Raw genomic sequence first — 12,736 nt, 5'->3', positions numbered from 1 at the left:
GTCATGGACGTACTTGTGGTGGGCGGCGGCATCGCCGGCCTGGCCACGGCCCGGGCACTGCGCCGCCGGGACGTGCCGGTCACCGTCGCCGAGCGCGGCGACACCGACGCCGGCGGCCTGGCGATCAACCTGCCCGGTAACGCCGTGACCGCTTTCGCCGCCCTCGGCCTCGCCGACGGTCTGCGGAAGCTGGGCCGCACCACCCGCCGCCGGGAGTACCGCTCGGCCCGCGACCGGCTGCTCTTCGCCGTCGACGAGGACGCGTTCTGGGGCCCGGAGGCGCGGCCCCGCTGCGTGCGGCGCTCCGATCTGCTCGCCCTGCTGGCCGACGGCCTGGACGCCCCGGTCCGGCGGCCACTCACGGTGACCGCGGTCCGGCCGGTTCCCGGCGGCGCCGAGGCCACCTTCGCCGACGGCAGCCGCCAGACCTTCGGCCTCGTCGCCGGCGCCGACGGCGTCCACTCGGTCGTCCGCGCCACCGCGATGCCCGGCGCCACCGGCCCGAAGACCGCCCTGCTCAGCGCCGCGAGCTGGCGTTTCATGGCGCCCAACCCGGGCATCGACGGCTGGACGGTCTGGTCCGGCAAGGGCGGCGCGTTCCTGTTGATCCCGGTCGACGACGACACCGTCTACGGATACGCCTCGGCCACCGGCGGCGCCGCGGTGAGCGCCGACGCGTCCTGGCTCCACAACACGTTCGGTGACTATCCGGCCCCGGTCCGCCGGGTTCTGGACGGGCTGACCGATCTCTACCACTCCCCGGTCGAGGAGGTCCGCACCGGCACGTGGGCGTCCGGCAACTGCGTGCTGGTCGGCGACGCGGCCCACGCCACCGCTCCCGTCTGGGCACAGGGCGCCGCCCTGGCCGTCGAGGACGGTCTGGTCCTGGCCGACCTGCTCGCCGACGGTGACTGGGACGGCGCGGGCGCCCGTTACGAACAGCTGCGCCGCGAGCGGGTCACCCACGTACAGGCCGCCACCGACCGCTTCTCCCGGGCCGCCGCCCTGCCGGTCTGGCTGCGTGACCTGCTGCTACCCCGGATCGGGCCGCGCACCTACCACGCCACCTACGATCCGCTCCGCCACCCTTTCCCCACCCCCTGAACCTTTCCGGTACGGGGTGCCCCGCCCGCAACCGCATCCAGAAGGTTCCGTAGCGCACCGCGAGCCCCGTGCGTGGTCCCGCCCGCGAGGCGCCGCCGGGCGAAGATCGGTGGTCCGGCCGGCTCTCAGCCGGCCGTGGTGAGGTAACCCGCGGTGAGGGCGGCGACGACCAGGGGCACCGCGATCCGCCACGCCCCGTCCTGGCAGAGCCAGCGCAACCCGGCCGCGATCACCATGAGCACGATGAGGCCGACGGCCGACGCGACGCCGAGCATCGGGACGGCCAGCCCGGCGGCCACACCGGCGCTGCCGGCGATGAGCAGGGCGGAGAACTTCCGGTACTCCCCCAGCGAGACCCCGAAGTGGTACGCCGCGGCGAGTTGCTCCTCGCGGGCGGCGGCGAGGCGGGCCAGGCCCTGGACGCCGAAGAAGACGATGACGATGCCGGCGAGCACGGTGTTCACGAGGTCACTCCGAACGGACGGCGACAAACTGCACAGGCACGTGCAGGTTAGGCCGCGCGCCGGAAGGCACGCAACGGGTTGTGACGCGGCTCGCGGGCCCGCTTCAGACCGGGCGCAACGGCTCGCGGGCCCCGCTTCAGACCGGGCGCAACGTCTCGCGGGCCTCGCGGATCGCCTCCTCGGCGGCCGCCGGGGTGAGGCCGGCGGCGACCAGGAGCCCGACCGTGGAGCGGGTGCCGTCGTCGACCCACAGCTCGTCGTTGACCGCCCGCATCATGGCCAGCGTCATGGCCTGGAGCGCGGCGCTGAGCACCGGCAGCGGCAGGTGGGTGGCGAACCGGCCCTGTTCGCGGCCCCGGACCAGCAGCTGGTAGCTCTGCTCGGCGATCGGGTGGAGCAGGTCGCGCAGCCCGGCCATGCCGAGACCGGTCTCGGCCAGGGAGATCAGCAGGCGGTACTGCTCGCCGGCCGCCCACACGGTGAGGGCGAAGTCGGCGAGCGCCACCTCCGGCTCCAGAGCGCCGCGGTCGGTGACCGCGAGCGCGTCCAGCAGGTCGGCCGCGCACCGGTCGGCGAGCCCGGCCAGCAGGGCGTCCCGGTTGGGGAAGTGGGCGTAGACGGTACGGCGGACCACGCCCGCGGCCTGGGCCAGGTCGTCCATGCTGGCCGCGGGCTGGCGGGCGAGCAGTGTCCGGGCCGCCCGCAGGATCCGGTCCCGGTTCTCCTCGGCGTCGCGCCGCCGGCCTCTCTCGCTCACCGCCGGACTATCGCACATCGACCCTTGACGTTCCCGCTGTGAGCGCTAACACTCTGGCAACACCCCCGTTACGTTGCTGTCCTCAGCAAGGAGAGACATGCACTCGAGGCTTCTGTTAGCGCCACTTGCCGGCCTGGCGCTGCTGGCCGGGACCCTGGTCACCCCCGCGCCCGCGGCCGCCGCCACGGACGGCCTGCTCCTCTGGTACAGGCTGGACGAGTCCACCGGGACCGTCGCCACCGACGCGTCCGGCAACGGCCGGGACGGCGCCGTGCTCGGCACCCCGGCCTGGTCCGGTGACCAGGGGCTGGGCCTCAACGGCACCGACACCTACATCAAGGCGCCGGACCACCTGCTGCGCGATGTGGACGCGGTCAGCGTCTCCTTCGACGTCAAGATCGACAGTGCCCAGCCGGCGCCCTACTTCCTCTACGGCTTCGGCAACACCGACACCACGACCGGGTACGGCAACGGCTACCTGTTCGCCACCGGCAACGCGTTCCGCAACGCGATCTCGCTGGGCAACTGGTCCGGCGAGCAGAACACCCGGCCCGCGACCGGCTACAACCTGGCCCGCAACGCCTGGAAGACGGTCACCTACACGCAGACCGGGACGACCGGCACGCTCTACGAGGACGGCGTCGCGGTGGCCACCAACACCGCGATCAGTGTGCTGCCGAGCGCGATCGGCGGCGGCTCGACGACCGCGAACTACTTCGGCCGCTCGGTCTACACCGGCGACCGCCATCTCAAGGGCAGCCTTCGCGACGTGCGGGTCTACGACCGGGCGCTGTCCGCGGCCGAGGTGCAGACCCTGGCCGCGCCGGCCAACACCGAGTCGGTCGCGGCCGACGTGGCGGCGCTGAACCTGGGCGACACCGGCGGCCTCACCGCCGACCTGTCCCTGCCGGCGACCGCGCCGAACGGCTCGAAGGTGACCTGGAGCAGCGACGACTCCGGCGTGATCACCGACAGCGGACGGATCACCCGCCCGGCCGCCGGGGAACCGGACGCACACGCCACGCTCACCGCGACGCTGAGCCGGGGCGGCGCCTCGGCCACCAAGACGTTCGAGGTGACGGTCAAGGCCGCGTTCGACGACGCGGCCAACGCGGCTGCCGCGGCCGCGGCTCTGGTCGTCCACGACATCGACGACGTACGCGGAAACCTCACCCTGCCGTCCACGGCGACCTGGGTGTCCAGTGATCCGGCGGTCATCGCGGCCACCGGGGAGGTGCACCGCCCCGCCACCGGTTCGGCCACGCGGACGGTCACGCTGACCGCGACGGTCACCTACGGCACGGCGACCGCGACCCGGGAGTTCACCGCGACGGTTCCGCCGCTGCCGGCCACGGCGCCGTACGAGGGTTATCTGTTCAGCTACTTCACCGGCGAGGGCTATGCGAACGGGGAGCAGGTCTACCACGCGCTGAGCAACGGGAACAACCCGCTGAGCTGGCGCGAGATCAACACCGGCAACCCGGTGCTGACCTCGACGAAGGGCACCACCGGCCTGCGCGACCCGTTCATCATCCGCTCGCCGGAGGGCGACAAGTTCTACCAGATCGCCACCGACCTCAAGATCTACGGCAACGGCGACTGGGACGCGTCGCAGCGCACCGGCAGCAAGTCGATCATGGTGTGGGAGTCGACCGACCTGGTCGACTGGACCGACCAGCGCCTGGTCGAGGTCTCCCCCGACACCGCCGGCAACACCTGGGCCCCGGAGGCGTTCTGGTCCAAGGAGCTGGGTGCCTACGTGGTGTTCTGGGCGTCGAAGCTCTACGCCGCGAACGACCCGGACCACACCGGCAGCACCTACAACAGGATGATGTACGCGACCACCCGTGACTTCCACACGTTCAGCGAGCCGAAGGTCTGGAAGGACCCCGGCTACTCGGTGATCGACTCGACGGTGATCGAGCACGACGGTGTCTACCACCGGATCACCAAGGACGAGCGGAACAACTCGTCGACCTCGCCGTGCAGCAAGTTCCTGATCCAGGAGAAGTCCACCGACCTGCTGAGCACGAACTGGGACTTCCAGGCCGAGTGCATCGGCCAGGGCGCGCTCAGCCAGGGCGAGGGTCCGCTGGTGTTCAAGTCGAACACCGAGAACAAGTGGTACATGTACATCGACGAGTACGGCGGCCGCGGTTACGTCCCGTTCTCGACGACCGATCTCAACTCGGGCAGGTGGACCCCGGAGCCGGCCTACACGATGCCGTCGCGCCCGCGGCACGGCACGATCCTGCCGGTCACCAGGGCCGAGTACGACCGGATCTCCGCGAAGTACGAGGAGCCGCCCACCCCGTCGATCGGGCTGCGGCTGCGCTACCGGTTCGACGAGACCAGCGGCACGGTCGCCCGGGACACCTCGGGCAACGACTTCAACGGCACCTACGTACGCACTCCGGCGTGGGGCACCGGTGTCCAGGACGGCTCGTTCAGGATGTCCGGCGGCGCGAACTCGCCGTACGTGACGATCCCGAACGGCGTCCTCAAGGGCGCGAGCGCGGTGACGGTGTCGGTGTGGGCCAAGTGGACCGCCTCCACCACGATCAACCAGTGGATCTACGGTCTCGGGCCGGACAGCAACAGGTACCTGTTCACCGGGCCGCGCAACGGCGGCAACGTGCTGTTCTCGGCGATCACGACCGGGTCCTGGCAGGCCGAGAAGCAGCTGTCGCACAGCGCGGCGCTGCCCGGCGGCAGCTGGCAGCACCTCGCGGTCACGGTCGACGGGTCGAACGCGGCCATGTATCTCAACGGCACGAAGGTCGCCGGCGCCACCGGGGTCACCGTCAAGCCGTCCGATCTGTACGACGCGTCGAAGAACTACAGCGGCTATGTGGGCCGGTCGCTCTACGCGGCGGACCCGTACTACGCGGGTGAGGTCGACGACTTCCGGATCTACGACACGGCGCTGTCCGCCGCTGAGATTCTGGAGCTCGCCGGGCGTACCACATCGATCGGAGGGGTTGCCCTTCCCGAACTGAAGGCCGAAGCGCTGATCGACGACGCCACGTCGACGGTGAGACTGCCGGTCAGGCCCGGCACCGATGTCACGTCGCTGGCGCCGTCCTTCACCCTCGCCACGGGAAGCACCATCACCCCGGGCACGCCCCAGGACTTCACGAAGCCGGTGACCTACACGGTGACGGCGCCCGACGGGACGTCCCGCACGTGGACCGTTCAGGCGCTGGTCATGAAGTCGCCGATCCTGCCGGGGCTGAACGCCGACCCGAACATCTCGGTCTTCGGCGACACGTTCTGGATCCACGCGACCACCGACGGGTTCGCCGGCTGGTCGGGCACCCAGTTCCGGGCGTGGTCGTCGAAGGACCTGGTCGACTGGACCGACCACGGGGTGATCCTGGACCTCGGGCCGGACGTGACCTGGGCCGACAACAGCGCGTGGGCGCCGACGATCGCCCAGCGGAACGGGAAGTACTACTTCTACTTCTCGGGCGGCATGGCCACCGGCAACACGGCCAAGCACCTGGGCGTGGCGGTGGCCGACTCCCCCGCCGGGCCGTTCACCGACGCGCTCGGCAGGCCGCTGGTCGCGGCCGGCGCCTACAGCGGGCAGATGATCGACCCGGCGGTGTTCACCGACGACGACGGCAGGTCCTACCTGTACTGGGGTAACGGCAACTCCTACCAGGTGCCGCTGAACGACGACATGGTGTCGTTCGACCCGGCGCTGGTGAAGACCTACCGGCCCACGAACTACAACGAGGGCGGCTTCGTCATCGAGCGGGACGGCGTCTACTACTTCATGTGGTCGGAGAACGACACCCGCAGCGCGGACTACCGGGTGGCGTACGCGACCGGCTCGTCCCCGCTCGGACCGTGGAGCGACCGGATCGGTGTGATCCTGTCGAAGGACGCGGGGCAGGGCATCCTCGGGACCGGCCACCACTCGGTGGTCCGGGTCCCGGGCACCGACGACTGGTACACCGCCTACCACCGGTTCGCGATACCGGGCGGTGACGGCACACACCGGGAGACCACGATCGACCGGCTGGAGTTCACCGCGGACGGGGCGATCAAGCCGGTCGTGCCGACGCTGACGAGCATCGACCCGGTGACCGTCGTGTCGGCCGGGCCGGACGCCGGCGGCGTCGAGGGCAGCGCCGTCACGCTGGGCGGCACCGTCTCCAACGACGCGAACCGGGCGACGTGGACCGCCGACTCCGACGGTTGCGTCTTCGCCGACCCGCACGCGGCGGCGACCACGGTGACCTGCGCCGACGAGGGCGCCTACACGGTCACGCTGACCGCCGGCCGGAGCCACGACTCGGCCACGATCACCGTCGTCAACGCGGCGCCGGTGGTCACCGTGCCGGGCGGGCATCCCGCCCCGGACGCGCCGGTCGCCGTGCGGACCGAGGTGGTCCGGACCGTCCCGGTCAGCGACCCGGGCCGTGGCGACACCCTCACCTGCACGGCGACGTGGGGCGACGGCGGCACGTCGGAGGGCGCGATCGCCGGGGGCGTGTGCACGCTGCGCCACCGGTACACCGCCGCCGGGGTCTTCCGGCCGTCGGTCACGGTCCGCGACGACAGCGGCGCCCCGGCCTCCAGGGTCCTGCCGTTCGTGACGGTGCATCAGCCGCGCGCCGGGCAGGTGGCCGGCAGCGGCTGGAGCGGGACGACGGACTTCGCGTTCCTGGCCGGGCCCGGCGGTGGCACCGTGTGGATCAGCACCCCCCAGAGGGTCTTCACGTCGTCGAGCCTCACCCCGGCGCTGATCCTCGGTCCGACCGCCACCTTCTTCGGCAGCGGCGCGGGCTTCACGATGCAGGTGACCGTGCTGGACGGACGAAGGGACCGGATCCGGATCCGGATCTGGGACGCCCGGACCGGCAAGCTCCTCCACGAGGTGCGGGACGCTCACCTGGACGGCGGCGGCATCACCGTCTGACGTTCGGGCGGGTCAGGGCACTGCCCTGGCCCGCTCGTCGTTGACATCCAGATTCGCAGATGTTTACGTAAACATCCCGCTCACGCTAGGACGGCGATGAAGATTCGAGCGCTTTTCGCGGCCACGGTTCTGGCCGCCGCACCCCTGGCCGCGCCACCGGCGGCCACCGCCGCCGCGGCCACCACCACGATCACCATCGACCCGAGCTACCGGGGACCCGCATGGGAGGGCTGGGGCACCAGCCTCGCCTGGCTCGCCCACGCCACCGGCGGCTACCCCGACGAGATCCGCGACCGGCTCGCCGACCTGCTCTACGGCGAGGACGGCCTGAACCTCACCATCGCCCGGTACAACATCGGCGGCGGCAACGCCCCGGCCGTCCCGCCCTACCTGCGCCCCGGCGGCGACGTGCCGGGCTGGTGGAACGCCCCGGCCACCTACGGGCCGGCCGACAAGGACTGGTGGGACCCGGAGAACCCGGAGCACTGGAACTGGGACGCCGACCCGAACCAGCGCTGGTGGGTGGACCGGATCAAGGACCGGGTCACCTCGTGGGAGACGTTCAGCAACTCGCCGCCCTGGTTCCAGACCGTCAGCGGGTACGTCAGCGGCAGCTTCGACGCGAACACCGACCAGATCCGCACCGACACGCTCGACGACTTCGCCACCTACCTGGTCCGGGTCACCGAGCACCTGGAGCGGGCACACGGCATCACGGTCGACACCATCGAGCCGCTCAACGAGCCGAACACGGACTACTGGCGTACCACTCTGGGGTCTGACGGCCGGCCCACCGGCGGGCGTCAGGAGGGCGCACACGCCGGACCCGCGTTGCAGGCCGCGGTGATCGAGGCGCTGCGGCGCGCCGCGCCGGAGCGTGCGATCGCGGCCCCGGACGAGACCAACCCGGGTCGGCTCATCACCGACTGGTACGGCCTCACACCGGCCGCCCGGGACGCCGTCGACCGGATCAACGTGCACACGTACGGGACCGGGCAGCGGACCGCCGTGCGGGACATCGCCAAGGCCGAGCGGCGGCCGCTGTGGATGAGCGAGGTCGAGGGCAGCTGGGGCAGGGACTTCACCAGCATGGGCTCGGGCCTCGGGATGGCCCAGCGGATCATCGACGACCTGCGGGAGCTGGAGCCGTCGGCATGGGTGCTGTGGCAGCCGGTCGAGGACGCGGACAACATGGTGGCCGAGGGCAACCTGCAATGGGGCAGCATCCACATCCCCTTCGACTGCGGCATCGCGGACACTCTGGAAACGTGCCCGATCAAGACGAACACCAAGTTCGACACGATCCGGAACTTCACCCACTACATCCGCCCCGGCGACCGGTTCGTCAAGGTCGGCGACACGCGCAGTGTGGCGGCGGTCAACGCCACCGGTGTCACGGTCGTCCACTCGAACCCCGGCACGGCCGAGGAGAGCGTCACCCTCGACCTGTCCGGATTCACGCTGTCGAACCGGGCGACCGTCACTCCGGTCGTGACCAGCGCCGACGGCAAGCTGGTGCGGGGCACGCCGGTGCGGGTGAGCGGCCACCGGGCCACCCTCACCGTTCCGGCCCAGTCGGTCACCACGTTCCTCGTCGACCGGGTGAGCGCCGCCGACACCGCCCACCTGCGGGCCGACCACGTCTACCGGTTCGAGGGCGTGGCCAGCAAGCGGTCGCTGACGCCGTCCGGCACCGGTCTGGTCATCCGGACCGGCGACCCGGCCGCGGCCGACCAGCTGTGGACGGCGCGCAACGTCGAGGGCGAACACTACGAGCTGATCAACGCGGGCACCGGGCAGCGGCTCGCCGTCCGGGACGGCAAGGCGGTCACCGAGGCCGCCGGGACCGTCGACGACGGTGCGCTGTGGACCGTGTCGACCACCGGCGACGGCACGTACACACTGGTCAGCCTGGGCGCGCGGCGGCTCCTCGACGTGAGCGGGGAGGCCACCGCCGACGGGTCGCCGGTCGGCGTCTGGCAGCCCGGCTCCGGCGCACACCAGCGGTGGACGCTCAAGGACGAGACCGTCGGGCGTACCGAGACCGCTCTGACCCACACCGTGCCCGGCCGCGCGCCGGACCTGCCCGCCACGGTGACCACCGTCCTGCCCAGCGGAGAGACCCGTGCCCTGCCGGTCACCTGGAACCGGCCCGCCGCCTCGCGATGGCGCAAGCCGGGCACCGTGATCGTGCGCGGCACGGCCACCGACGCCCTCGGCAAGCCGGTCCCGGCCGTCGCCAGGGTCACGGTCGACGTGTGGACCGGCACCGAACCGGGACGGGCCAAGGCGTACGCCGGCGGTGTCCCGGCCATGCCCGCCACGGTCGTCGCCACCGGACGGCACGGCGGACGGGCCACCCTGCCGGTGACCTGGAACCCCGGCGTCTTCGAGACGGCCGGTGTGGTGACGGTGACCGGCACCGCGACGGTGATCCCCGGCCGGACCCTGCCGGCGACCGCGCGGGTCCAGGTCACCGCGCCGTCCGAGGGCCTGGTCGACGGTCTCACGGTGACCGCCTCCTACACCGAGGGCGGCTACTCGACGGCCGGGCTCACCAACGGGAACACCACCGACAAGGCCTGGTCCAACTGGAAGGCGTCGGGGCGCAACCCGGCCGAGACGCTCACCGTCACTCTTCCGGCCGGGACGTCGGCCGGGCGCGCGGTGCTGCACCTCTACCGGGACAGCGCCTCCGGCGGCGGCATCGCCGCCACGGTCCAGCCCGGCACGCCGTCGGCCTCCGGGAGTTGCGAGGTGACCGGGTCACCCGTCGCGGTCAGCTCGCTCGCCGTCGACATCCCGCTCGACCCCGGCCGGACCGGCCCGTTCTGCCTGCGACTGACCGCCACGCCCGACGGTTACCTCACCGTCGCCGAGCTCCAGGTGTACGCGAGAGCGCCCGGCCTGGGCACCGAAGCCTCGGTGGCCGCGCTCCTGGTGGACGGAGAACCGGTCCCGGGCTTCGACCCGGCGGTGACCGCCTACCGGGTGCCGGTCGGTGTTCGCGCCCGCGCCCGCGTGACGGCGACCGCCACCGACCCGTACGCGGTCGTCGCGGTCACCCGCTCCGGCCGCACCCACACCGTCACCACCACCAGCGAGGACGGCGCGAACCGCACCACCTACCGGGTGGACCTGGTCCGCCGCCGCTGACCGCCCGGCTGGCGCCCGCGCCCGGTCGATCGACACACTCACCTACGTGCGCACTCCCCGGGTCAGGTTCGCTCTCGGTCTCGCTCTCTATCTGGCGGCGGCGTCGGCGGCCGCGCTGGTCCCGTTCCTCACGCTGTCCGGCTACGCGGCGCTCGTCGGCCCGATCCTGGCCTGCGGCGGCGCGATGGCACTGAACGCCTGGCTGGTCCGGCCACGGCACGGCCCCGCGGTGGCGGCGGCGCTGGCGGCGGTCCTGCTCTGTGTCGCGGCCGGGGACACCGCGCGGAAGACGGTGCTGGCCGCGGGTGGGCGGGAGACCACGGCGGTGGTGATGGCCATCGGGGACGCCGAACTGGACGGCTACTCCTGGTACCGGTTCACCGAGGTGGGCAGTCTCGACGATCTGGGGCGGTGGGCCGGGCCGGAGGGGCGGCTGGGTCCGGGCGAGACGCTGCGGGTGGTCGCCGATCCGGCCGGGCGGGTGGGGCCGATGCCGTCGGCGGACGTCGATTTCATCGCGTTCGAGTGGACGGCGACCGTTATCGGCCTGTCCCTGCTCGGGCTTTTCTGCTGGCTGGCGGTTCGCCCACGCCGCAAGGGCCTGGCCATCGACGCTCGTGTCTTCTACCGTGATCCTGGTTCCAAAAAGGACAGGGGGAGCAGATAGATGAGTCACGACGACGTGACGCCAACCCGGCGTCGATCGTTCCGAGTCATCAGCGCGGCGGCCGTCGCCACCGTACTGACCGTCGCCCCGGCCACCGCCGCGTCGGCGGGCGGTCACGGGCATGGTGACCGGTGCGACAAGACCGCCAACGACACGTACGCCGAAGTACTCAAGTGCGTGACGCTGGACGGCGTGCTGGACCACCTGAAGGCGTTCCAGAAGATCGCTGACCGGAACGACGACGTGTACTACCCGGGCAGCCGTGCCGCGGGCACCGAGGGCTATGCGAAGAGCGTCCACTACGTGTCGAAGCTGCTTCGCAAGGCCGGTTACCGGGTGACTCTGGACCCGTTCGAGTTCACCTTCAACTACCCGGCGCTGCTCGAGCAGCTCACCCCGGCGAACGCGGAGTACGCGACCGGCGCCTTCACCAACAGCCAGTCCGGTGAGGTCACCGGCACGGTGATCCCGGTGGACATCAACCTGACCGGCGACCGGGCCACCACCAGTGGCTGCTCGGCCGACGACTTCACCGGCCTGGACTTCACCGGCGCGTCCGACATCGCCCTGATCCAGCGTGGTGGCACCACCCCGGACGGCGCGGCGTGCAGCTTCGCCGTCAAGGCGCAGAACGCGCAGGCGGCCGGCGCCGAGGCCGTGATCATCTTCAACCAGGGCAACGACCCGACCCGTGAGGGCCTGATCGTCGGCACCCTGGGTGTGGACCACGGCGTCACCATCCCGGTGGTCGGCGCCAGCTTCGCCGACGGTTCGGCGCTGGCCGCGGCCGGCTCGACCGCGCACGTGCGGGTGTTGCCGTCGGAGACCCGGACCGACTACAACGTGATCGCCGACCTGCCCGGCCGGAACAGGAACAACATCGTGTTCGCCGGCTCGCACCTGGACAGCGTGACCGAGGGCCCGGGCATCAACGACAACGGCTCCGGCTCGGCCGCGATCCTGGAGACCGCGCTGACCCTGGCGAAGAGCAAGCCGCAGAACAGCCTGCGGTTCGCCTTCTGGGGCGCCGAGGAGGAGGGCCTGGTCGGTTCCACGGCGTACGTCGAGGAGCTGCCGCAGGCCGAGAAGGACAAGATCGCGCTGTACCTGAACTACGACATGGTCGGCTCGCCGAACTACATCTTCCAGGTGTACGACGCGGACCAGTCGTCGTTCCCGGCGCCGGTCGTGGTGCCGGAGGGCTCGACCGCGCTCGAGGACCTCTTCGAGTCGTACTACACCTGGAAGGGCCAGCCGTACGACGACGCCGAGTTCTCCGGCCGTTCCGACTACCAGGCGTTCATCGAGGCGGGCATCCCGTCGGGCGGCCTCTTCACCGGCGCCGAGGTCGTGAAGACCGAGGAGCAGGCGGCGATCTGGGGTGGCACGGCGGGCGCGTCGTTCGACCCGAACTACCACCAGCCCGGCGACACGATCGACAACCTGGACGAGAAGGCGCTCGAGATCAACAGCGACCTGATCGCCTTCGCCCAGCTCACCTACGCCTTCTCGACCGAGTCGGTGAACGGTGTGAAGGGTAAGCCGGTCCCCGGCAAGCCGATCAAGCTGCCGGCCCCGGCCGGTCCGCAGGGCACGTTCAACACCGGTGACGGTGGCGACGAGCACGTCCAGCGCCCGGCGTTCTGACCCGATGACGA

General features: G+C 71.6%; 7 protein-coding genes. 5 read left to right on the top strand and 2 right to left on the bottom strand.

The annotated features are described in order from the left end of the window. Window positions 1-3 precede the first annotated feature (3 nt). Complete coding sequence (locus J5X75_RS38340; protein WP_208472622.1) at window positions 4-1,104, top strand: FAD-dependent oxidoreductase; 1,101 nt, start codon at window positions 4-6, stop codon at window positions 1,102-1,104. A gap of 125 nt (window positions 1,105-1,229) precedes the next feature. Here J5X75_RS38340 and J5X75_RS38335 read toward each other — a convergent pair whose 3' ends face one another. Then, complete coding sequence (locus J5X75_RS38335; RefSeq protein WP_208472621.1) at window positions 1,230-1,568, bottom strand: DoxX family protein; 339 nt, start codon at window positions 1,566-1,568, stop codon at window positions 1,230-1,232. 136 nt (window positions 1,569-1,704) lie between these two features. After that, window positions 1,705-2,325, bottom strand: a complete 621-nt coding sequence (locus J5X75_RS38330; RefSeq protein WP_307798530.1) for a TetR/AcrR family transcriptional regulator — start codon at window positions 2,323-2,325, stop codon at window positions 1,705-1,707. 97 nt (window positions 2,326-2,422) lie between these two features. Here J5X75_RS38330 and J5X75_RS38325 point away from each other — a divergent pair, with 97 nt between their 5' ends. The 4 genes from J5X75_RS38325 (at window position 2,423) to J5X75_RS38310 (ending at window position 12,725) form a co-directional block, all read left to right on the top strand. After that, the gene (locus J5X75_RS38325) at window positions 2,423-7,255 is read left to right on the top strand and encodes a family 43 glycosylhydrolase (RefSeq protein WP_208472619.1); all 4,833 of its coding nucleotides are present in this window, start codon (window positions 2,423-2,425) and stop codon (window positions 7,253-7,255) included. 96 nt (window positions 7,256-7,351) lie between these two features. After that, complete coding sequence (locus tag J5X75_RS38320) at window positions 7,352-10,411, top strand: RICIN domain-containing protein (protein WP_208472618.1); 3,060 nt, start codon at window positions 7,352-7,354, stop codon at window positions 10,409-10,411. Window positions 10,412-10,457: 46 nt separating this feature from the next. Then, window positions 10,458-11,078 (top strand): hypothetical protein, encoded by a 621-nt coding sequence (locus J5X75_RS38315; protein WP_208472617.1) that lies wholly within the window; start codon window positions 10,458-10,460, stop codon window positions 11,076-11,078. Next, complete coding sequence (locus J5X75_RS38310) at window positions 11,079-12,725, top strand: M28 family metallopeptidase (RefSeq protein ID WP_208472616.1); 1,647 nt, start codon at window positions 11,079-11,081, stop codon at window positions 12,723-12,725. It abuts the gene before it with no gap. Window positions 12,726-12,736 lie beyond the last annotated feature (11 nt).

The organism is Actinoplanes flavus (genome assembly GCF_017592555.1).
GTDB classification, from domain to species: domain Bacteria; phylum Actinomycetota; class Actinomycetes; order Mycobacteriales; family Micromonosporaceae; genus Actinoplanes; species Actinoplanes flavus.
Note: the sequence above shows the minus strand (reverse complement) of the source record. Positions and strands in the feature narration are given on the sequence as shown.